Annotated in this window: 19 protein-coding genes and 1 pseudogene; 12 read left to right on the top strand and 8 right to left on the bottom strand. The window is 73.9% G+C overall.

Features of this window, described 5'->3' with window-relative positions:
- Positions 1-7: 7 nt before the first annotated feature.
- Positions 8-856: a siderophore-interacting protein gene (locus BIV23_RS41910; RefSeq protein WP_071386252.1), complete on the bottom strand. Its 849-nt coding sequence runs from the start codon at positions 854-856 to the stop codon at positions 8-10.
- Between the two features lie 113 nt (positions 857-969).
- Positions 970-1,890, bottom strand: coding sequence for a 5'-3' exonuclease (locus BIV23_RS41915; RefSeq protein ID WP_071386287.1), 921 nt, complete (start codon positions 1,888-1,890; stop codon positions 970-972).
- Positions 1,891-2,039: 149 nt separating this feature from the next.
- On the opposite strand from BIV23_RS41915, the gene BIV23_RS41920 reads away from it, so the two are divergent.
- From BIV23_RS41920 to BIV23_RS41935, 4 genes are all read left to right on the top strand, one after another.
- Positions 2,040-3,128, top strand: coding sequence for a quaternary amine ABC transporter ATP-binding protein (locus BIV23_RS41920; RefSeq protein WP_071386253.1), 1,089 nt, complete (start codon positions 2,040-2,042; stop codon positions 3,126-3,128).
- The gene (locus tag BIV23_RS41925; protein WP_071386254.1) at positions 3,121-4,935 is read left to right on the top strand and encodes an ABC transporter permease/substrate binding protein; all 1,815 of its coding nucleotides are present in this window, start codon (positions 3,121-3,123) and stop codon (positions 4,933-4,935) included. Before BIV23_RS41920 ends, BIV23_RS41925 begins: the two co-directional genes overlap by 8 nt.
- 373 nt (positions 4,936-5,308) lie before the next feature.
- Positions 5,309-5,881, top strand: a complete 573-nt coding sequence (locus BIV23_RS41930) for a helix-turn-helix domain-containing protein (RefSeq protein ID WP_071386255.1) — start codon at positions 5,309-5,311, stop codon at positions 5,879-5,881.
- Positions 5,878-6,600 carry a helical backbone metal receptor gene (locus tag BIV23_RS41935; protein WP_071386256.1) on the top strand — a complete coding sequence of 241 codons (723 nt, stop codon included), beginning with the start codon at positions 5,878-5,880 and terminating at the stop codon, positions 6,598-6,600. The genes BIV23_RS41930 and BIV23_RS41935 overlap by 4 nt, the downstream gene beginning before the upstream one ends.
- Here BIV23_RS41935 and BIV23_RS41940 read toward each other — a convergent pair.
- Positions 6,512-7,678: a TDT family transporter gene (locus tag BIV23_RS41940; RefSeq protein ID WP_071386257.1), complete on the bottom strand. Its 1,167-nt coding sequence runs from the start codon at positions 7,676-7,678 to the stop codon at positions 6,512-6,514. The two genes, BIV23_RS41935 and BIV23_RS41940, sit on opposite strands and share 89 nt — an antisense overlap.
- Positions 7,679-7,764: 86 nt before the next feature.
- Here BIV23_RS41940 and BIV23_RS41945 point away from each other — a divergent pair, with 86 nt between their 5' ends.
- Together BIV23_RS41945 and BIV23_RS41950 are read left to right on the top strand one after the other, a co-directional pair.
- On the top strand, positions 7,765-8,688 hold the full coding sequence (locus BIV23_RS41945) for a LysR family transcriptional regulator (protein ID WP_071386258.1): 924 nt from the start codon (positions 7,765-7,767) through the stop codon (positions 8,686-8,688).
- A 58-nt stretch (positions 8,689-8,746) separates the two neighbouring features.
- Positions 8,747-9,718 (top strand): phosphotransferase, encoded by a 972-nt coding sequence (locus BIV23_RS41950; RefSeq protein ID WP_071386288.1) that lies wholly within the window; start codon positions 8,747-8,749, stop codon positions 9,716-9,718.
- Here the strand turns inward: BIV23_RS41950 and BIV23_RS41955 are convergent.
- Together BIV23_RS41955 and BIV23_RS41960 are read right to left on the bottom strand one after the other, a co-directional pair.
- Positions 9,693-10,391 carry a gamma-glutamyl-gamma-aminobutyrate hydrolase family protein gene (locus tag BIV23_RS41955; RefSeq protein ID WP_071386259.1) on the bottom strand — a complete coding sequence of 233 codons (699 nt, stop codon included), beginning with the start codon at positions 10,389-10,391 and terminating at the stop codon, positions 9,693-9,695. The genes BIV23_RS41950 and BIV23_RS41955 overlap by 26 nt on opposite strands.
- Before the next feature lie 54 nt (positions 10,392-10,445).
- Positions 10,446-11,183, bottom strand: a complete 738-nt coding sequence (locus BIV23_RS41960; protein WP_071386260.1) for a FadR/GntR family transcriptional regulator — start codon at positions 11,181-11,183, stop codon at positions 10,446-10,448.
- A gap of 107 nt (positions 11,184-11,290) precedes the next feature.
- Between BIV23_RS41960 and BIV23_RS41965 the strand changes: the two genes are divergently transcribed.
- The 3 genes from BIV23_RS41965 to BIV23_RS41975 are packed head-to-tail and all read left to right on the top strand — an operon-like array spanning position 11,291 to position 14,831.
- Positions 11,291-12,655, top strand: a complete 1,365-nt coding sequence (locus BIV23_RS41965; RefSeq protein ID WP_071386261.1) for a glutamine synthetase family protein — start codon at positions 11,291-11,293, stop codon at positions 12,653-12,655.
- Positions 12,656-12,678: 23 nt separating this feature from the next.
- Positions 12,679-14,052, top strand: coding sequence for an aldehyde dehydrogenase family protein (locus BIV23_RS41970; RefSeq protein ID WP_071386262.1), 1,374 nt, complete (start codon positions 12,679-12,681; stop codon positions 14,050-14,052).
- Positions 14,049-14,831 (top strand): 3-oxoacyl-ACP reductase, encoded by a 783-nt coding sequence (locus BIV23_RS41975; RefSeq protein WP_071386263.1) that lies wholly within the window; start codon positions 14,049-14,051, stop codon positions 14,829-14,831. The genes BIV23_RS41970 and BIV23_RS41975 overlap by 4 nt, the downstream gene beginning before the upstream one ends.
- A 20-nt stretch (positions 14,832-14,851) precedes the next feature.
- Here the strand turns inward: BIV23_RS41975 and BIV23_RS41980 are convergent, their stop codons facing one another.
- Positions 14,852-16,054, bottom strand: a complete 1,203-nt coding sequence (locus tag BIV23_RS41980; RefSeq protein WP_071386264.1) for an amino acid deaminase/aldolase — start codon at positions 16,052-16,054, stop codon at positions 14,852-14,854.
- Between the two features lie 711 nt (positions 16,055-16,765).
- On the opposite strand from BIV23_RS41980, the gene BIV23_RS52880 reads away from it, so the two are divergent.
- Positions 16,766-18,175, top strand: a complete 1,410-nt coding sequence (locus BIV23_RS52880; protein ID WP_245790912.1) for a hypothetical protein — start codon at positions 16,766-16,768, stop codon at positions 18,173-18,175.
- A complete protein-coding gene (mycP, locus tag BIV23_RS41995) occupies positions 18,172-19,383 on the top strand; it encodes a type VII secretion-associated serine protease mycosin (protein WP_079173746.1) in 1,212 nt (403 codons plus the stop codon). The genes BIV23_RS52880 and mycP overlap by 4 nt, the downstream gene beginning before the upstream one ends.
- Before the next feature lie 29 nt (positions 19,384-19,412).
- Here mycP and BIV23_RS42000 read toward each other — a convergent pair.
- Positions 19,413-20,403, bottom strand: a pseudogene (locus tag BIV23_RS42000) (serine hydrolase).
- Between BIV23_RS42000 and BIV23_RS42005 the strand changes: the two are divergent.
- Positions 20,387-21,118 carry an SseB family protein gene (locus BIV23_RS42005; protein WP_071386291.1) on the top strand — a complete coding sequence of 244 codons (732 nt, stop codon included), beginning with the start codon at positions 20,387-20,389 and terminating at the stop codon, positions 21,116-21,118. The pseudogene BIV23_RS42000 and the gene BIV23_RS42005 overlap by 17 nt on opposite strands.
- Positions 21,119-21,125: 7 nt before the next feature.
- Here BIV23_RS42005 and BIV23_RS42010 read toward each other — a convergent pair whose 3' ends face one another.
- Positions 21,126-21,482 carry a DUF1844 domain-containing protein gene (locus BIV23_RS42010; protein WP_071377581.1) on the bottom strand — a complete coding sequence of 119 codons (357 nt, stop codon included), beginning with the start codon at positions 21,480-21,482 and terminating at the stop codon, positions 21,126-21,128.
- Positions 21,483-21,780: the final 298 nt, after the last annotated feature.

Below are 21,780 nucleotides of genomic sequence, written 5' to 3' on the forward strand. Positions count from 1 at the left end.
CGTGCGCCTACGCGGCCGCCGCCGTGCCGCCCTCCTGCTCGGCCTCGATGCGGGCGTTCCAGTCGCGCTTGGAGGCCTGCCAGCCGTCCTCGTTGTGGCCGAGGCGCCAGTAGCCGGAGATCGACAGGTCCTCGCGCGGGACCTGCTTCTCGATCCGAAGCAGCCGGCGCAGCTCCTTCACGAAGCCCGCCTCGCCGTGCACGAACGCGTGCAGCCGCCCCTCCGGGAAGTCCAGCCCCCGTACGGCCTCCACCAGGGCCTCGCCGACCGGGCGCTCCCCGCGGTGCAGCCAGACGACCGCCGTGTCGGAGTCGATCTTCTGCTCCTCCCCGGGGCCGGAGACCTCCACGAAGACATGCGCGCGGGAACCGGCGGGCAGCGACTCCAGCGCCCGGGAGATCGCGGGCAGCGCGCTCTCGTCACCGGCGAGCAGATGCCAGTCGGCCTCCGGGTCGGGGGCGTAGGCGCCGCCGGGGCCCATGAAGCGCATCGTCTCGCCGGGCCGCACGCGGGTCGCCCACGGGCCGGCCAGTCCCTCGTCGCCGTGCACGACGAAGTCCAGCGTCAACTCCCGCAGTTCGGGGTCGAAGGCCCGCACGGTGTAGGTCCGGGTCACCGGCCACTGCTCCCGGGGGAACTCCTCGCGGATCCGCTCCAGGTCGAACGGCTCCGGGTAGGTCACGCCCGCGGGGCCGAACAGCAGCTTCACGTAGTGATCGGTGCAGGTGTCCGCCGCGAAGTCGGCGAGGCCCTCGCCGCCGAGCACCACACGCTGCATGTGCGGAGTCAGCCGTTCGGTGCGCACCACCTGGGCGGTGCGGGGCGTGCGCGGTGTACGTCCCGGGCGCTCTGCCATCACGGACCTCCTGCGAATTGGTTAGGTTTACCTAAGTTAGCACCTCGCTCCGTGGTCACACCGCTCATGAGGGAACGCACCGAGCGCCCTTTGCCGGAAAATTTCGGTCAAGGTCACCGGGCCAGCGTCGTCAGCAGCCGCTGCAGGGAGCCGCCGAGCCCCCACCGCTCGGCCAGCCGCTCCAGCGCCTCGGGGTCGCGCGGGGCGTGCGGCAGCGCCGGGTCGATGTCGGGCAGCGGCACGTCGGCGGCGACCCGCACCACCGTCGGGGCGACCGCGACGTACGGCCGGGCCTCGTCGAGCCGCTTGCGCTGCGACGGCGTGAGCTTCGCCCGCGGGTCGTCCAGCGCCGCCATGATCGCGTCCAGGTCGCCGAACTCGGCGAGCAGCTTGGCGGCCGTCTTCTCGCCGATACCGGCCACGCCGGGCAGGCCGTCGCTCGGGTCGCCGCGCAGCAGCGCCAGATCCGCGTACCCCCGCCCGTCGACGCCGTACTTCTCGCGCAGCACCGCCTCGTCGGTCAGCTGGAGCGTGCCCACGCCCTTCAGCGGGTACAGCACCCGGATCCCGCGGGCGTCGTCCACCAGCTGGTACAGATCGCGGTCGCCGGTGACGATGTCCACCGGGCCCGTGGCGCGCGCGGTGAACGTGCCGATCACGTCGTCCGCCTCGTAGCGCGCGACGCCGACCCGGGCGATCCCGATCGCGTCCAGGACGTCCTCGATGACCGGCACCTGCGGGGCCAGGGTGTCCGGCACCTCCTCCGTGTCCGGGCCCCTCTCGTGCTCCTCGGCGACCCGGTGCGCCTTGTACGTCGGGATCAGGTCCACCCGCCACTGCGGGCGCCAGTCGGCGTCCATGCAGGCCACGAGCTGATCCGGCCGGTGGTCCTTGACCAGCCGGTCGATGAAGTCGAGCAGCCCGCGCACGGCGTTCACCGGCGTGCCGTCGGGGGCCTTCACGGAGTCCGGGACGCCGAAATAGGCGCGGAAGTAGAGCGATGCGGTGTCGAGGAGCATGAGTCGTCCGGTCACGTTCGCATCATGCCGCACACCACTGACAGTCACGCCGAACCGCACACCACCGAAGATCGCGATCATGTGAGGTGGCCCACTTAAAAGTTTGACCATCTCCTTACCGGGGAGGCGCGGCTTCTGTTCTGTCCCCGATTCGAGAGGTACGCGTGTCAGCCAGGCTTGAGGCGGAGCATCTGTTCAAGGTGTTCGGCAGACGACCGGACGAGGCGGTGGAGCGCCTGCGACAGGGCGCCGACCGTGAGGAACTGCGCGGCGACGGCACCACGGCCGCCGTGATCGACGCGTCCTTCAGCGTCGGCGAGGGCGAGATCTTCGTCGTCATGGGTCTGTCGGGCTCCGGCAAGTCCACCCTGCTGCGCATGCTCAACGGGCTGCTGGAGCCGACCGCGGGCAGGGTGCGCCACGACGGCCAGGACCTGACCGCGCTCACCGACCGCGCCCTGCGCGAGGTCCGCTCCAGGAAGATCAGCATGGTCTTCCAGCACTTCGCGCTCTTCCCGCACCGCAGCGTCCGCGACAACGCCGCCTACGGCCTGGAAGTGCAGGGCGTGCCCCGCGCCGAGCGCGAACGCCGCGCCGACGAGGCGCTCGCCCTGTGCGGTCTGGCCGGCTGGGAGAAGTCCTGGCCCGACGAGCTGTCCGGCGGCATGCAGCAGCGCGTCGGCCTCGCCCGCGCCCTCGCCACCGACGCCGACCTGCTGCTCATGGACGAGTCCTTCAGCGCCCTGGATCCGCTGATCCGCCGCGACATGCAGGACCAGCTCCTCGAACTGCAGAAGACCCTGAAGAAGACCATCGTCTTCATCACCCACGACCTCAACGAGGCCATGCGCCTCGGCGACCGCATCGCCGTCATGCGCGACGGCCGGATCGTGCAGACCGGCACCGCCGAGGACATCCTGCTGCGCCCCGCGAACGACTACGTCGCCTCCTTCATCCAGGACGTCGACCGCTCCCGCGTGCTGACCGCCGCCGCGGTCATGGACACCGACCCGCGCGGCGACGAGGCCGACTGCGCCTGCGAGACGGCCACCCCCGACACGCCGTTCACCGAGCTGTGCGCCATCAGCGCGCGCGTGCCCCACGCGGTCGCCGTCCTCGGCACGGACCGCGCCCTCGTCGGCGTCGTGCCCCGGCAGCGTCTGGTCGGCTTCCTCGGCGACGAGGACGCCGAGCCGACGCCCTGCCGGAACGAAGGCGGCGAGGACGGGAAGAAGGTGATCAGCCGTGCCTAGGATCCACCTCGGCGACTGGGTCGACTCCGGCGTCAACTGGCTGGTCGACCACCTCTCCTGGCTCTTCGACGCCGTCAAGGCCGTCATGGAGGGCATGTACAACGGCATCGACGCCGTCCTCGGCGCACCCCAGCCGCTGCTCATGGCCGGCATCCTCGCCGTCCTCGCCTGGTGGCTGCGCGGCCTCGCGGCCGGTGTCCTCGCCTTCGCCGGATTCGCGCTGGTCGACTCGCTCCAGCTGTGGGACCAGGCCATGTCGACGCTCGCGCTGGTCCTCGTGGCGACCGTGCTCGCGCTCGTGATCTCCGTCCCGCTGGGCATCTGGGCGGCCCGCTCCAAGGCGGTCAGCGCGGCCCTGCGACCGGTCCTGGACCTGCTCCAGACCATGCCGTCGATGGTCCTGCTGATCCCGGCCATGCTCTTCTTCGGCCTCGGCACCGCCGCCGGTGTCGTCGCCACCCTGATCTTCGCGCTCGCGCCCGGCGTCCGCATGACCGAGCTGGGCATCCGCCAGGTCGACGCCGACCTGGTCGAGGCCGCCGAGGCGTTCGGCACCAGCCCGCGCGACATCCTGGTCCGCGTCCAGCTGCCACTCGCCCTGCCGACCATCATGGCCGGCGTCAACCAGGTGATCATGCTGGGCCTGTCCATGGTCGTCATCGCCGGCATGGTCGGCACCGGCGGCCTCGGCGGTGCCGTCAACGAGGCCATCGGCCAGCTCGACATCGGCTACGGCTTCGAGGCGGGCGTCGGCATCGTCGTCCTCGCCATCTACCTCGACCGGATCACCGGCGCCCTCGGCACCCAGCTCTCCCCGCAGGGCCGGAGGGCACTCGCCAAGGCCCCCACGCGCGCGTGGTCGTACCGCCCGCGCCCGGTCGTCGCCGTCGCCGGCGTGGTCGTCCTCGCCCTCGTCGCGGGCGGCCTCGGCATCTTCGGCACCTCCGGTTCCTCCTCGCAGGCCTCCGGCACGAACGTCGGCAAGGGCAAGCGGATCACGATCGGCTACATCCCCTGGGACGAGGGCGTCGCCTCCACGTTCCTCTGGAAGGAGATCCTGGAGGAACGCGGCTTCAAGGTCACCACCACCCAGTACGCCGCCGGTCCCCTCTACACGGGCCTCGCCACCGGCCAGCTCGACTTCGAGACCGACTCCTGGCTGCCCACCACGCACGCCGAGTACTGGAAGAAGTACGGCAAGCAGCTGGACGACCTCGGCTCCTGGTTCGGCCCCACCTCCCTGGAGCTGACCGTCCCCTCGTACGTGAAGGACGTGAACTCCCTCGCGGACCTCAAGGCCCACGCCTCCGAGTTCGGCGGGAAGATCGTCGGCATCGAGCCCAGCGCGGGCGAGATGAGCCTGCTCAAGAGCAAGGTCCTCACGGCGTACGGCCTCGACGGCGCCTACCAGGTGATCGACGGCTCCACCCCGGCCATGCTCGCCGAGCTCAAGCGCGCCTACGCCAGGAAGCAGCCGGTCGTCGTCACCCTGTGGTCCCCGCACTGGGCCTACAGCGACTACGACCTGAAGAAGCTGAACGACCCGCAGGGCGCCTGGGGCAAGGGCGACGGCGTGCACACCCTGACCCGCAAGGGCTTCACCCGGGACAACCCCGAGGTCGGGAAGTGGCTGAAGAACTTCTCGATGACCGAGCAGCAGCTCACGAGCCTGGAGTCGCAGATCCAGCGGGCCGGCAAGGGCAAGGAGCAGGACGCCGTGCGCTCCTGGCTGCGAGCCCACCCGGGCCTGGTCGACACATGGGCCCCGGTCGCCGGGCGGGGGTCCGGGAGCCGGGCGGCCGGGTGACCTGACCGGTCCGGACCGCCCACCCGAGGGGCGGGGCCCGCCGTACGCCGTCGCGCGTCCGGCAGGCCCCGCCCCTCGCGTCCGCGCACGGGACCGCGGGCACGAGAAGGATCCGGCCAATCACGGAACGTGACGGCCGTGGGTGGGGGGCCGGTGCTCCCGACCCAGCTCGTCGGCATATCCACCACCGGCCGGGGCACCCTCGCGACCGGCTCGCAGAACCCGACAAACCTGCCTGAACCGTAAGGGCGGGGGTGCGCGGACCGGACAGGGATGTGGCAGGCGCGTGAAACGGTTTGCCGAACATGCGTAGGGTGCAGAGAAGTCATCAGGAGAGTCCGCGGCACGACGAGCGAGGGAGGGAGCCGGAGCGATGGGCGACCACAAAGAGCAACAGCCCGTGCGGGTGGGCGCGGCCGTCCGGCGACGCCGTCGCGCGCTGGAGCTGACCCTCGCCGCCGTGGCCGAGCGCAGTGGCCTGTCCGTGCCCTTCCTCAGCCAGGTCGAGAACGACCGGGCCCGCCCGAGCCGCACCTCCCTGGAGAAGCTGGCCGACGCCCTGCGCACCACCGCCGTCGAACTCCTCGCCGCCGCGGACCCCGCCGCCAGCGTGGACGTCGTGCGCGCCGAGCCGGCCGCCGAGGGCGACTTCGAGCCCCGCACCCGCGCCCTGGTCCGCGGCCACCACCAGCTGCACGCCTCCGAGATCACCGGCGACCACGAGGCGGGCCGCGAGTTCCAGCACCGCAACGACGAGCTGATGTACGTCGCCGACGGCGCCGTGGAGATCGAGGCCGAGGGCCGCGCGTACCGCCTCGGCCGCGGCGACACCCTCTACCTGACCGGCGGGGTACGGCACCGCTGGCGGGCGACGGTGCCGGACACCCGGGTGATCGTGGTGGCGGTGGCGGAACACATCGAGGCCGTGCAGGACCGGCCCCGTTGACGAGGGTCGTCTCCCTCGTCCCGTCCCTCACCGAAGCGGTCGCCGCGACCCTGCCCGGCGTCCTCGTCGGCGCCACCGACTGGTGCGTCCGTCCGGCCGGCCTGGACGTCACCCGGATCGGCGGTACGAAGAACCCCCGTCTCGACCGGATCCTCGCCCTCGCCCCCGACCTGGTGCTCGCCAACGAGGAGGAGAACCGCGCCCCCGACCTCGACGCGCTGCGCGCGGCGGGCCTGGACGTGCTGGTCACCGAGGTGCGCGGGGTGCCGCAGGCCTTCGCGGAGCTGGCCCGGGTGCTCGCCGCGTGCGGTGCGCCGGGGCGCCCGCGCTGGCTGGCGAAGGCGGAGGCGGCGTGGAGCGAGCTGCCGGAGCCGGCCCGGCGCAGGACCGCCGTCGTACCGATCTGGCGTCGGCCCTGGATGGTCCTCGGCCGGGACACCTTCGCGGACGACGTCCTGGCCCGGCTCGGCGTGGACCACGTCCACGCCGGCCACCCGGACCGCTATCCCCGCGTCCCGCCGGAGGAGTTGCGCGCGGCGGCCCCGGACCTGGTGGTGCTGCCCGACGAGCCCTACCGCTTCACCGCCGACGACGGCCCGGAGGCCTTCCCCGGACTGCCCTGCGCCCTGGTCAGCGGACGGCACCTGACGTGGTACGGCCCGTCGCTGGCCGAAGCACCCCGGGTGCTGGGCGAGGCGCTGCGAGCAACTCGCCGCTGAGCAGGCCCCGTACGGTCCCCGTGGCGGCCGCCAGCCACGCGGTGACCAGGACGGCGTACAGGCACACGGCCAGGGCGTCGTAGAACGCGAGGCCCGTGTGCCGGTCGAGCACCGCGGCGCCGGTGACGCAGGTGCCCACCGGGAAGGTGAACGCCCACCAGGTCATCGCGAACCCCATGCCCCGACGCCGGGCCCGCACCACATGCGCGACCGAGAGCGCCAGCCACAGCAGCGCGAAGCCCATCACAGGCACCCCGTAGAGCACGGAGAGGACGTCGAGACCGCGGTCGTACGGGGCCGGTACGACACCGGGCGCCGCGTCCGCGATCTTGCCGACCGCGGTCGTGGACTGCCCGAGCGGGCCGAGGACCAGGAACAGGGTCGGGGTCAGCGCGAGCGGCAGCGGGTCCGGGCCGATCACCCGGGCGAAGACGAGCGGCAGCATCACCAGCGTCGCGAACAGGCTCAGCCCGAACATCGCGAAGCAGGCCAGCAGCAGGGTCTCCCGGGGCTGCCCCGGCGGCAGATGCGGCACGAGCAGCGGACCGAGCGCGGCCGACACCATCGGCGCGACCAGCGGCAGCAGCCACACCGGGGTCGCCCGCGCGGGCTCGACGCGATGACGTACGCCCATGAGATACGGCACGGCCACGGCGGCCACGAGCCCGACCGCCGTACCGGCCGTGAACAGCACGGTGTCCAGCGCCACCGCCGTCCGCGTGCCGATCAGCGGCTGTCCGGCGGTCAGGGCACCGCCGCCGACCGCCAGCAGCCCCATGGACAGACAGCCGTAGAAGGGCGCCGTGCCCGGGTCGAGCAGATGCGCCCGGGCCTGGTCGCGGTGGCGGGTCCAGTGCACGGCACGGGCCGCCAGCAGGGCCGTCAGCGCGAGCAGGGACAGCACCCAGACTCCCGCGAGCACACCGCTGCGCACCGCCCCGTGCCCCGGCAGCGCGACGCCGGCCGAGCCGACGACGGCGGTGCCCATGACGGCGGCGTACCAGTTCGGGCCGAGGTGCCGGAGACGGGCGTCGGGCAGGACGGCGGGGGCAGGCGCGGGAGGGGCTGCGGTGACCATGACTCCACCGTCCCGCTGGGATCCGCCCCTGACCAGGGAGTTCCTCTCTATGAGGGCATAAGCTGGTCTTATGAGCGAGGTGTCTTATGGCTGAGGCGGAGGCGCAGCACGCGCGCGCGGCGTCCCTGGCGCACCGGGTGCCGGACCTGGCCGCACTCGAACTGCTGCTTGCGGTGGCCCGGCTGGGCAGTCTCGGCGCGGCGGCACGCGAGGTCGGCATCACCCAGCCCGCCGCCAGCAGCCGGATCCGCTCCATGGAGCGGCAGCTGGGGGTGGCCCTGGTCGACCGCTCGCCGCGCGGCTCCCGGCTCACCGACGCCGGGGCCCTCGTGACGGACTGGGCCCGCCGGGTGGTGGAGGCGGCGGCCGCCTTCGACGCGGGCGCGCGGGCGCTGCGGGACCGCCGGGACTCGCGCCTGCGGGTCGCGGCGAGCATGACCATCGCCGAGTACCTGCTGCCCGGCTGGCTCCTCGCCCTGCACGCCGAACGCCCGGACACGGCCGTCTCGTTGCTCGCCGGCAACTCCACGAAGGTCGCGGAACTGCTGCTGTCCGGAGAGGCGGACCTCGGCTTCGTGGAGGGGCTGACGGTGCCGAGCGGCCTGGACGCGACGGTCATCGCCCGCGACCGGCTGATCGTCGTCACGGCCCCCGGCCACCCCTGGGCCCGCCGCCGACGCACGCTCGCGGCACGGGAGTTGGCCGAGACCCCGCTGATCCTGCGCGAGCGGGGCTCCGGCACCCGGCAGGTCCTCGACGCGGCACTCGGCGGCCTCGCCCGCCCCCTGATCGAGCTGTCCTCCACCACCGCGGTCAAGGCGTCGGCGGTCAGCGGAGCAGGTCCCTCGGTCCTCAGCGAGCTGGTGGTGGGGGAGGAGCTGGCGATGCGCCGCCTGGTCAGCATTCCGGTGGAGGGAGTGTCGTTGCAGCGGGAGCTGCGGGCGGTCTGGCCGACGGGACACCGGCCGACGGGACCCGCGCGGGAGTTGCTGTCGCTGACGCGGGGGTGACGGGGCGACAGAGAAAACCGCTGGCCACCGCCCGGGCCGACACATCACCATGGCGTCCATGACCCATACCGCCCCGCCCGCCACAGGCGTCCGTGCCTCCTGGGAGGAACTCCCGGCCGACGTCCGGCACGCCGTCGGCGAGACGCTCGGCGCACCGGTCGTGCGCGCCGAGACGCAGCGCGGCGGTTTCTCGCCCGGCGTCGCCGCGCGCGTACGCACCGCCGCGGGCGGCACCGGCTTCGTCAAGGCGGTGAGCGCCGAGGCCAACCCGCACAGCCCCGTTCTGCACCGCCGGGAGGCCCGGGTCGCCGCCGCGCTCCCGGCCGCCGTACCCGCGCCGCGCCTGCTCGGGACGTACGACGACGGCACCTGGGTGGCGCTGGTCTTCGAGGAGGTGGCGGGACGCCAGCCGCACGTGCCCTGGCGGCCGGACGAGCTGCGCCGGGTGCTCGACGCCCTCACCGTGCTCGCCCGCACCGGCACACCGTGCGCCCTGGACGTGCCGCCCGTCGCCGAGGACCTGGCGGAGGCCTTCAGCGGCTGGCGCCGGCTCCTCGACGGCGAGGCCGGCGGCGTCCGCGGCGTGCGCGACCGGCTCGGCGCGTGGGCCGCCGACCGACTGCCCGAGCTCGCCGCGCTGGAGGCCCGCTGGTCCGAGGGCGCCTCGGGGGACACCCTCGCCCACGCCGACGTGCGCGCGGACAACGTGCTGCTCACGGCCGACGGGAGAGTGGCCTTCGTGGACTGGCCGCACGCGATGCGCGCCGCGCCCTGGTTCGACCTGCTCGTCATGCTGCCGTGCGTGCGGGCGCAGGGCGGCCCCGATCCCGAGGAGGTGTTCACCGCGCACCCCCTGGGCCGGGCCGCCGACCCCGACGCGGTGACCGCCGCCCTGGCCGCCTTCGCGGGCTTCGCGCTGCGCAGCTCCCTGAACCCCGCCCCACCCGGTCTGCCCACCCTGCGCCCCTTCCAACGGGCCCAGGGGGACGCGGCGTCGGCCTGGCTCAGCCGGCGGCTGCGGCAGCGGTGACCAGCGCCCGCATCACCCGCGGATCCTCGCCCATCTCCGGATGCCACTGCACCCCGAGCACCCACCCTGCCGCCGACGGCAGTTCCAGTGCCTCGACCGTGCCGTCCGCCGCGTGGGCCGAGGCGACCAGGCCCCGGCCGAGCCGGTCGACGGCCTGGTGGTGGTAGGTCGGTACGGCGGTCTCCTCCGGGACGATGCCGGCGTAGCGCGTGCCCGGTACCGGCTTGACCGGATGGCGGCCGAAGACGCCGACCGCCTCCGTGTGCCCGTCGAGATGCTGGACGAGCGTCCCGCCGAGGGCGACGTTCAGCAGCTGCATGCCCCGGCAGACCCCGAGCAGCGGCACGCCCGCCGCCAGCGCCGCGTCGATCAGCGCCAGCTCCCAGGCGTCCCGCTCCGGCGCGGGCGGCCCCGTGCGCGGCGAGCGCTCGGCGCCGTAGCGGGCGGGGTCCACGTCCGGGCCGCCGGCGACGACCAGCCCGTCCACCCGGGCCACCGCCTCGGCCGCGCGCCCGGGGTCGTCCGGCGGCAGCATGCAGGCCAGTCCGCCGGCCCGCTGCACCAGCCGCGGGTAACCGGCCGCCAGCAGCACCGCGTCCAGCTCCCACACGCCCCAGCGCGCCCCTGACTCCAGATACGTGCTGATGCCGATCAGCGGTCGTACGGTCGTCATACCGCCCTCCCTGGAAGCTAAAGGTTTATGTGCACACCTTTACATCACCTGGCGCTAGGCCAGGAAGCCCCGCAGCAGCGCGGCCGTGCCCGCGCAGTGCTCGCGCATCATCTCGCGCGCGCCGTCCGCGTCCCCGTCCAGCACCGCCTCCACCAGCGCGGTGTGCTGCCGCTGGGAGTGCTCCAGGTTGCGCACCAGCAGCGGGATGCAGTCGAGCAGGTCGTTGACCGTGGCCCGCACCGCCGCGTACTGCGCCGTCAGGGAGGGGGAGCCGCACAGTTCGGCCAGCGTCAGGTGCAGCAGCGTGTCCAGGCGCCGGTAGTCGGCGAGCGGGGCGTCGTGCGTGCGGGCCAGCGCCTCGCGCAGCCGGTCCGCCTGCTCCTGCGTCAGCCCGTACGCGGCGCACAGCCCTGCCGCGCCCACCTCCAGCACCTCGCGGAAGCGCAGCACGTCCTCGATGTCGACCTCGGCGATCCGCCGCCGCAGTTCGTCCTCGCCGCCGGCGTCCGCGCGGGGCAGCACGAACGTTCCGCCGTACCGCCCGCGCCGCGCCTCGACCAGCCCCTGGTCCTGGAGCACCTTCAGTACCTCGCGCAGCGTCACCCGGCTGATCCCGAGCCGCTCCGCCAGCTCCCGCTCGGCCGGCAGCCGCTCCCCGCCCGGCACCAGGCCGAGCCGCACGACCTGGAGAATCTGCTCCAGCGCCTCCTCGAACCCGTTGCCCGCCCGCACCGGCCGCAGCACCGGAGCGAGCCGGTCACCCACCCCCTGTGCGTCACTCTCCCAGGACATCCGGCCGTACCCCCTTCCCAAGCAATGGTTCTGGGCAATACCTTATGGCTCCCGGCCCGGCCGAAAAAGCGCGAAGGAAGCGCGAAGGCTCCGAAGGAGGCTTTCCCGTGGCAGACCGCACACCCCCGCTCAGCGTCGAGGAACTGCACGCCCTCGTCGCGAGCGGTGAGATCGACACTGTCGTCCTGGCCTTCCCCGACATGCAAGGGCGGCTCCAGGGCAAGCGGTTCGCCGCCCGCTTCTTCCTCGACGAAGTCCTGCACCACGGTACCGAGGGCTGCAACTACCTCCTCGCCGTCGACACCGAGATGAACACCGTCGACGGCTACGCGATGTCCTCCTGGGAGCGCGGCTACGGCGACTTCGCCATGCACCCCGACCTCACCACCCTGCGCCGCATCCCCTGGCACCCCGGCACCGCCCTGCTCGTCGCCGACCTGGCCTGGAACGACGCCTCCCCCGTCGTGGCCGCGCCCCGCCAGATCCTGCGCCGCCAGCTGGACCGGCTCGCCGACCTCGGCCACACCGCCCAGGTCGGCACCGAGCTGGAGTTCATCGTCTTCAAGGACAGCTACGAGGCGGCCTGGGACGCGGGCTACCAGGGGCTCACGCCCGTCAACCAGTACAACGTCGACTACTCCATCCTCGGCACCGGCCGCGTCGAACCCCTGCTGCGCCGGCTGCGCAACGACATGGCGGGCGCGGGCCTGACCGTCGAGTCCGCCAAGGGCGAGTGCAACCCCGGCCAGCACGAGATCGCCTTCCGCTACGACGAGGCCCTCGTCACCTGCGACAACCACGCCCTGTACAAGACGGGCGCCAAGGAGATCGCCGCCCAGGAGGGCGTCTCGCTCACCTTCATGGCCAAGTACAACGAGCGCGAGGGCAACTCCTGCCACATCCACCTCTCGCTCGCCGACGCGGACGGGAACAACGCCATGGTTGGGGACGGCCCCGGCGGAATGTCCGACGTCATGCGGCACTTCCTCGCCGGACAGCTCGCCGCCCTGCGCGAGTTCTCGCTCCTGTACGCCCCGAACATCAACTCCTACAAGCGGTTCCAGCCAGGCTCCTTCGCCCCCACCGCCGTCGCCTGGGGCCACGACAACCGCACCTGCGCGCTGCGCGTGGTCGGCCACGGCCGCTCGCTGCGCTTCGAGAACCGCCTGCCCGGCGGGGACGTCAACCCGTACCTCGCCGTCGCCGGACTCGTCGCGGCCGGCCTGTACGGCATCGAGCAGAAGCTCGAACTGCCCGAGCCCTGCCCAGGCAACGCCTACACCGCGGACTTCGAGCACGTCCCGACCACCCTGCGCGAGGCCGCCGAGCTGTGGGAGAACAGCGCGATCGCCAAGGCCGCCTTCGGCGACGAGGTCGTGGCCCACTACCGCAACATGGCGCGCGTCGAGCTGGCGGCCTTCGACGCCGCGGTCACCGACTGGGAGCTGCGCCGCTCCTTCGAACGCCTGTGAACCAGCCCGTGAAAGGTCGATCCGTGTCTGATACGGACGCGTTGAAGGTCCTCAACCCCGCCACGGAAGAGGTCGTCGCCACCGTTGCCGCAGCGAGCGAGCAGGACGTGGCCGCCGCCGTCGCCCGGGCCGCGCGCGCCCAGATCCGGTGGGCCGCCCTCGCCCCCGCCGACCGGGCCCGGCTGCTGCGCCGTTTCGCGGACGTGGTCGACGCCCACACCGAGGAGCTGGCCCAGCTGGAGGTCCGCGAGGCCGGGCACACGGTGGGCAACGCCCGCTGGGAGGCCGGCAACGTCCGTGACCTGCTGCTGTACGCGGCCGGCGGCGCCGAACGCCTCCTCGGCAAGCAGATCCCGGTCCCCGGCGGCTGGAACGTCACCTTCCAGGAGCCGCTCGGCGTCATCGGCGTGATCGCCCCGTGGAACTTCCCGATGCCGATCGCCGCCTGGGGCTCCTTCCCGGCCCTCGCGGCCGGCAACACGGTTGTCCTCAAGCCCGCCGAGGCCACTCCGCTGACGGCCCTGCGACTGGCCGAACTGGCCCTGGAGGCGGGCCTGCCCGAGTACGTCTTCCAGGTGCTGCCGGGCCACGGCCACACCGCCGGACGCGCCCTGGTGGACCACCCGGACATCGCCAAGATCGTGTTCACCGGCTCCAGCCGTACCGGCCGCGAGGTCATGGAGCGCTGCGCGAAGCTCGTCAAGCCGGTCACCCTCGAACTCGGCGGCAAGAGCCCCAACATCGTCTTCGCCGACGCCGATCTCACCACCGCCCTCGATCCGTTCTCCTTCCTGGACAACGCCGGCCAGGACTGCTGCGCCCGCACCCGCGTCCTCGTCCAGGAGGCGGTGCTGGAGGAGGCCCGGGAGTTCCTCGCCGACGCGCTGGCCGCCGTGGTCGTGGGCGACCCCGCCGACGAGAAGACCCAGATGGGCCCGCTGATCTCCCGTCTGCAGCTGGAGCGCGTACGGTCGTACGTCCCCGCCGACGCGCCCGCCCTGCGCGGCAGCGCCCCCGACGGCCCCGGCTTCTGGTTCCCGCCCACCGTCCTCACCGGTGAACGGCACGACGGCGAGGCGGCCCGCGAGGAGATCTTCGGCCCGGTCGCCGTCCTGTTGCCCTTCACCGACGAGGCCGACGCGATCCGCCTCGCCAACGACACCCCCTACGGCCTGTCCGGCTCCCTGTGGACCCGGGACCTCGGCCGCGCCCTGCGCGTGTCCCAGGCCGTCCGCGCGGGCAACCTGTCCGTCAACTCCCACTCCAGCGTCCGCTACTGGACCCCGTTCGGCGGCTACAAGCAGTCCGGCCTCGGCCGTGAACTGGGCCCCGACGCCCTGACCGCCTTCACCGAGACCAAGAACGTCTTCATCAGCACGGAGGGCCCCGCACAGTGACCGCAGAATCTGTTTGCCGCCGCCTGGTCGGCCGCACCGCCGTCGTCACCGGAGCCGGCAGCGGCATCGGCCTCGCCACCGCACGCCGGCTCGCCTCCGAGGGCGCCCACGTCGTCTGCGCGGACGTGGACGAGGCCCGCGGCAAGGCCGCCGCCGACGAGGTCGGCGGACTCTTCGTCAAGGTCGACGTCACCGACCCCGAGCAGGTCGAGGCGCTGTTCAAGACGGCGTACGACACCTACGGCAGCGTCGACGTCGCCTTCAACAACGCGGGCATCTCCCCGCCCGACGACGACTCCATCCTGGAGACCGGCCTGGAGGCCTGGAAGCGTGTCCAGGAGGTCAACCTCACCTCCGTCTACCTGTGCTGCAAGGCCGCCATCCCCTACATGCGCCGCCAGGGCAGGGGCTCCATCATCAACACCGCGTCCTTCGTGGCGAGGATGGGCGCGGCCACGAGCCAGATCTCGTACACCGCCTCCAAGGGCGGCGTCCTCGCCATGTCCCGGGAACTCGGCGTGCAGTTCGCGCGCGAGGGTATCCGCGTGAACGCCCTCTGCCCCGGGCCGGTCAACACCCCGTTGCTGCAGGAGCTGTTCGCGAAGGACCCGGAGCGGGCGGCCCGCCGCCTCGTCCACATCCCGCTCGGCCGGTTCGCCGAGGCCGAGGAGATCGCCGCCGCCGTCGCCTTCCTGGCCAGCGACGACTCCTCCTTCGTCAACGCCACCGACTTCCTGGTGGACGGCGGCATCGCGGGCGCGTACGTCACGCCCGTGTAGCGACCCGTGGTGGCCGGCCGTCAGAGGAAGGTGTGCCCCTCGCCCCGGTAGGTGGGCACGGTCGCCGTGACCGTGTCCCCCTCGATCAGCCGCAGGGCCGCGAACCGCTCGCACAGCTCGCCCGCCTTGGCGTGCCGGAACCACACCTTGTCGCCGATGAGCAGATCGTCGGCGGGCGAGCCGAGCAGCGGGGTCTGCACCTCGCCGGGACCCTCCTGCGGGTCGTACGCCAGCCCCTCGGGCAGATACGGCACCGGCAGCCGGTCCCGGCCCGCGGCGCCCGAGGCGGGATAGCCGCCGCCGAGCACGGTGACGACCCCGACGCCCGGCCGCCGCACGACGGGCTGGGCGAACAGGGCGGCCGGACGGCCGGTGAACGACGTGTAGTTGTCGAAGAGCCGCGGCACGTACAGCCCCGAACCGGCCGCTATCTCGGTCACGGCGTCCTCGGCCGCGGTGTGCTGCACACTCCCCGTGCCGCCGCCGTTGACGAACTCCAGACCGGGCACGACGGCCCGTACCGCGCGCACGACCGCGGCCCGTCGCTCGGCCAGTTCCCGGCGGGCCGCCGCCTGCATCAGCCGCACGGCGCGGGACCGCAGCGGCCGTCCGGCCACGGAGTCGCCGACCCCGGCGATGTGCCCCTCGTACGCCATGATCCCCACCAGCCGGAACCCCGGCCGCCGGGCCACCGACCGTGCCAGGTCGGCGAGTTGGCCGGGCGAGCGCAGCGGAGAGCGCCGGGCGCCCACCCGCACCCGGCCGCCCAGCAGCTGCAGCGAGGTGTCCAACTCCAGGCAGACCCGGACCACTTCACGCCCGCCGTCCCGGGCGGCGTCGATCAGGTCGAGCTGGGCGACGTCGTCCACCATCACGGTGACGGCACCGGCGAGCTTGGGATCGGCGGCCAGTTCCGCGAAGCCGGACCGGTCGGCGGACGGATACGCCAGCAGGATGTCGTCGAACCCGGAGCGCGCGAGCCACAGCGACTCGGCCAGGGTGAACGACATGATGCCCCGGAAGCCGTCCCTGGCCAGGACCCGTTCGAGCAGGGCCCGGCAGCGGACCGACTTGCTGGCGACCCGGACCGGCTTCCCGGCGGCCCGGCGGACCAGGTCCTCCGCGTTGGCGTCGAAGGCGTCCAGGTCCACGATCGCGAGAGGGGCGTCGAGATGCGCGGTGGCCCGGTCGTAACGGGCCCGGTCAGCGGCGAGCGCAGTCATGACGGAAGCCTGCCAGACAGGATTACCGCAGGGTAGGGGGACGTTCCGGGCAGATGCCCCCGGGCGCGTGTACTGGTTCTCCTTCTCTCAGGGACAACCCGTAGAGTGACGCGCACGTACGGCGGAACACGCCCGGCCGCTTCAGCTGAACCGGGATGCCGGTCCAGCCGTACGGGTATGCGTGCCCGGACGGAGCTGTGCGCACCGGGTGCGGCCGAGGAGTGGAACGGCCCGCGTACGCGACGACGGCCCGGGTACGAGGAAACGGGGGGGTGCATGAGTACGGAAGCGCGCCGCGCCCCGGTGCCGCCACGACCGTCGACCCCGCCCGGTCACTCCTCTTCACAGGGCCCGTCCGGTGCGCCGGAGCCTGCCGCACCGCCGCGTCCGTCCGGCGCACCGAGTGCGCAGGGTGCGTTCACGCCGCCGCGGTCGTCGTCCGCGCCGGGCCCGTCCGCGCCGCCCGTCCCCTCGAACCCCCCGCGCCCGTCCGCTCCACCGCGTCCGTCGGGCCCGGGTGCGCCGGGAGGGGCTTCGGCTCCGCAGCGTCCGGCGGGTTCCGCCGGCGCACCCCGTCCCGCGGGCTCGGCCCGGCCGCAGACCCCGGCGCGCCCGGCCGACGACCCCGACGACGAGCCGTCCGTCTTCACGCCGCCATCCGGCCGGCCGTCCGGCGGGGAACGGACGAGCGGCGCCGGGGCGAAGCCGGTCGTGCCCGAGGGCACCGACCCCGTGAGCCCGCCGCCGCCCCCCGCCTCGGCCCGGTTCCCCGACGCGCCGCCGCGCCCCGGGCGCCAGAACCGCCCCGCCCGGCGCGACGGCTCCGCGTCGACCGGCCCCGCCGCGCGCCCCGCACAGCGACCCGGGCAGTCGGGGCAGTCGGGGCAGTCGGGGCAGGGGCCCCGCCGGTCGATGGCCCCCGCCGAGACCGCCTCGGAGACGACGACCCGGCTCCGCCCGGTACCCGCCCGCGAACCCACGGCACCGGCACCGGGATCCACGGCACCGCGTCCCACGGCTCCAGGGTCCTCAGCCCCGGAACCCACCGCCGCGGAGACGACGACCCGGCTCCGGCCGATTCCCGCGTCGGTCCCCGATTCCTCGAAGCCGCCGTGCGCCGGAGCCGCCGCCACGCCCACGTCCGCCTCCCCGCAGGCGCCCGCGTCCGCCGCGACGGCCGGTGTACGGCGTACCGCGGCCGCTTCCGGTACGGCGGGCGGCTGGAGCCCCCTGTCGGCCGCCCACCCCGCCGGTCCGCTCCCGCCCGCCGCCGAGCCGGACCCGGCGCTGTCCTGGACCGCCGGCGCGGCCGCGCGCCCCGTCGTGTCGTTCGGGCGGCCCGAGGCCTTCAGCGAGCCGTCGCGGCTCCGCGTGGGCCGGCGGACAGCCGTCGCCGCCGGCGCTCTCGTGCTCGGCCTCGGCCTCATCGGCGGTGCCGCGGCCGGGAGTTGGCTCACCGGCGACGGCGGGGGCGACACCGGCACCGACCACTTCACCACCGCGGCCGCGCTCTGGCACAACGTGCCCGTCGACCAGCTGTTCCCGCCCACCGTCCAGGGCACCGGAGCCGGACCCGGCGGCGCCGACCGCACCTGGACCAGGATCGCCGTGGCCCCGGACAGCGGCTGCGCCCACGCCTTCGACCCGCTGCTCCAGAAGGTCCTCGCCCCGGTCGGCTGCCGCCGGCTGCTGCGCGCCACCTACACCGACGCCACCCAGAGCTACGTCACCACCGTGGGCCTGCTGTTCACCGACGCCGACCCCGCCGCCATGTCCGCGCTCGCCGCCCGCTTCCGCACCGAGCACCTGGACCGGCGCACCGACCTGATGCCCCGGCCGTACGCCGCCGCGGGCACCGTCGCGGCCGGGTTCGGCGACAAGCAGCGCGCCTCCTGGACCGTCTCCGTCCTCACCAACGCCCCCGTCGTCGGCTTCGCCGTCTCCGGCTGGGCCGACGGCCGCGAGGTCGACGCGCCCCAGCCCGCCGCCGACGCGGTCGACCCGAGCGCCACCACCGCACCCGCCCAGGCCGGTCTCGGCAACGAGGCCCAGGGCCTGGCCGACCGCATCGAACGCCGCCTGCGCCGGCACATCGGCACGGCCACGGAGAACCCCTCATGAGGCGAGCGAGCACCTCCGTGCGGCACTCGATACGCGACCGGCGCGGCGTCCCGGCCCCCGCCGCGGCCGCCGTGAGCCTGCTGCTCGCCGGCGCCCTCGCCGTGCTGCCGGCCGGCGCGGCCCACGCCGACGGAATCCGCGCCCAGCAGTGGGGCCTCGACGCCCTGCACCTGGACGAGGCCTGGCAGACGACCAAGGGCAAGGGCGTCACCGTCGCCGTGCTGGACACCGGCGTCGAGGCCGACCACCCCGACCTCGTCGGCAACGTCCTGCCCGGCCAGGACATGATCGGCTTCGGCGCCAGGCAGGGCGACCGCACCTGGGCCCGGCACGGCACCGCCATGGCCGGCATCATCGCCGGGCACGGACACGGACCCGGCGACTCCGCAGGCGTCATGGGCGTCGCCCCCGAGGCGAAGATCCTGCCGGTCCGGGTGATCCTGGAGGACGGCGACCCCGCCCGCACCAAGGCCCGCACCACCCGGGGCGACGCCCTCGCCGACGGCATCCGCTGGGCCGCCGACCACGGCGCCGACGTCATCAACCTCTCCCTCGGCGACGACTCGAACTCCGCGCACCCCGAACCGAGCGAGGACGAGGCCGTGCAGTACGCCCTGAAGAAGGGCGTGGTCGTCGTCGCCTCCGCGGGCAACGGCGGCGAGAAGGGCGACCACATCTCCTACCCGGCCGCCTACCCCGGCGTCATCGTCGCGACCGCCGTCGACCGCTACGGCACCCGCGCCGCCTTCTCCACCCGCCGCTGGTACGCCGCCGTCAGCGCGCCCGGCGTCAACGTGGTCATCGCCGACCCCGACCACAAGTACTACGAGGGCTGGGGCACTTCGGCCGCCTCCGCCTTCGTCTCCGGCGCGGCGGCCCTGATCAAGGCCGCCCACCCCGACCTGGCCCCGGCCCAGGTCAAGAAGCTCCTGGAGGACACCGCCGAGGACGCGCCGGCCGGCGGCCGCGACGACTCGCGCGGCTACGGCATGATCGACCCGGCCGCCGCGCTGAAGGCGGCCGACCGGATCCGGCCCGAGAGCCTGCGCGTGACGGCCTACGGCAAGAAGTACTTCGGGGCCGGCCCGGACGCCCCCAAGGCCACCTCCCAGGCCGCCGACTGGGCGGGCCCGCTGGCCGGCAGCACCGGCGGGGTGCTGCTGGTGGCGGGCGTCGTCCTGTGGCGGGGGCGCAGGCGGACGGCCTGAGGGCGTCATCGGTTTCCGGTTCGCACCGTTCACTCACCGGTGAACGCCGACACCGCCGCCTTCGCCGCCGCCTCGACCAGTGCGATGCCCTCCGCCCGGGTCCCGGTGCCCTTCGACAGCACCGCCACCAGATAGCCGGTGCCGTCCACCGACACCCGCCCGATGCTGTTCACGTCCCACAGGCCGGTCGTGCCGCGGGCCAGCCAACCGTTCTTCAGCGGACAGGAGTTGTCGTCGTCGGCGGCCGACACCCCCCACCGCTGATCGGCCTCGACCGACGCCATCAGGCCCTGGACGTACGCCCGGGAGGCCGCGCTCAGCTGCCCGTCGCCGTCGCCGAACACCTGCTGGAGCAGCGTGAGTTGGTCCGCCGCCGTGGTCTGGGTCAGCCCCCACAGCTCGCCGTCGCCGCCGGAGGTGCCCGTCAGCCCGAAGCGCCGGTTGGCCGCGTCCAGGCCGTCCGCCCGGCCGATCGAGTGCCACAGCTCGGTCGCGGACGCGTTGTCGCTGTTCTCGATCATCTTCGTCGCGTACGCCTGCTCCGCCGCCGTCAGCCGCCGGTCCGCGTCCTGCGCCCGGAGCAGCAGCGCGGCCAGGATGTCGACCTTGACGATGCTCGCCGTGTCGAAGGCCGCCCCGCCGTACCCCGCGCTCTCCCCGGAGTCCACCGCCAGCACCGCCACCGAGACCTCGGCGCCCCTGGGCACGCGCACCGCCGCCATCGCCTCGCGCAGCCGCGCGTCCCGGTCCGCCGCCGCCTTCGTCACCGACGCCTCCTCGCTCGCCCCGGCCGAGGAGGGGGCCGAGGCCGTCGCCGCCGACGATACGGCCGCCGCCCCCGGGTGCGCCCGCGCCTTCACGCACGCCGTGCCCGGCCGTGACCCCGACGACGGCGGTCGCCGCGAGCGCGGTGTGCAGCAGCGGACGGCGCCGGGACGGGCGCGCACGACGGAGAGCGGCCCCGTACCGGCCCGGCGGTGACCCCCCGATAGGGTCGGTGACCGTGGCGAACAAGAACATTCCCGACCCCGGCTTCTCCGACGACGACGGCTCCGCCGACCCCCGGCTGAGCGCCGCGCTCGCCGCCTGGGCCGAGGACCGCGGCGCGCTCGGGCCCGTCCTGGAGGCCCTGAAGGGTGCCCGCCTGCTCGTCCCGGTCGTCGCCGTGCTCGGCGAGGCCGAGGAGGACGAGAACGGTCTGCGCCGCGAGAAGACCAGCGACATGGCCGTACCCACCCTGAAGGCCGGCGGGCGCACCGCGCTGCCCGCCTTCACCTCGACCGACTCCCTCGCCCGCTGGGACCCCGCGGCCCGCCCCGTCGCCGTACCCCTGCACCAGGCGCTCCAGGCCGCCGCGCACGAGAAGGCCGACACGGTCGTGCTGGACCTCGCCGGACCGGTGCCGTTCGAGCTGACCGGCCCGGCGCTGCTCGCCCTCGCCGAGGGCCGCACCAGCACGGATCCGCTCGCCGACCCGGCGGTCGTGGACGCGGTGCGCGCCGTGGTCGCCGACGTGCCCGCGGTGCTGCGTGCCCACCTGGTCCGCGGCCGGGCCGACGGCACCCTCGCCCTGGTCTTCGAGCCGGCCGTGCCGCACGACGCGGGCGTCCACGCGGTCGCCCGCCGCCTCGCCGCCGACGAAACACTGAGGGCCCGCCTGGTGCGCGGCCTCGACCTGGCAGTGCTGCCGGCCGAGGCGACGCCTCCGGGCGAGCCCTTGTTCGTACGAGGGTGAGACCGCTCTAGCCGTAGACGGGACCGGTGTACTTCTCGCCGGGGCCCTGGCCCGGCTCGTCCGGGACGACCGAGGCCTCGCGGAAGGCCAGCTGGAGCGACTTCAGGCCGTCGCGCAGCGGGGCCGCGTGGAAGGAGCTGATCTCGGTCGCGCTCGCGTCCAGCAGGCCGGCGAGACCGGTGATCAGCTTGCGGGCCTCGTCCAGGTCCTTGTACTTCTCGCCCTCCTCGCTCAGCCCGAGCTTCACGGCGGCGGCGCTCATCAGGTTGACGGCGACCGTCACGATCACCTCGACGGCGGGGACCTCGGCGATGTCCCGGGTCATCGCGTCGAAGTCGGGGTTCTCAGGAGGGGTCTCACTCATGCCCCACACCCTAAGCCGTGCGCCGGTACGGCCCCGATTAGCCCTTGTAAAGCGTTCCTGCTAGCCTGAATGACGACCGGCCGGACACTCATGTGTACGGCCCACAAGTGGAGGCTCCGAACTCCCACCTGACCGTCCTCACGGACGGTGGGTCATCCGGTCAGGCGGCCACCATCGTTCCGTACGGACGATGGAGCCGCCCGAATCGCGCCCCGCGACATCGCGGCGGTGCTCCGGTTGTGTTGTGGAGCCCCGCCTGTGATCGTCCGGGGCATTTTCTTTGCTTCGGCGCGGTTAG

Origin of the sequence: Streptomyces monashensis (assembly GCF_001866665.1) — a bacterium.
Lineage (GTDB): Bacteria > Actinomycetota > Actinomycetes > Streptomycetales > Streptomycetaceae > Streptomyces > Streptomyces monashensis.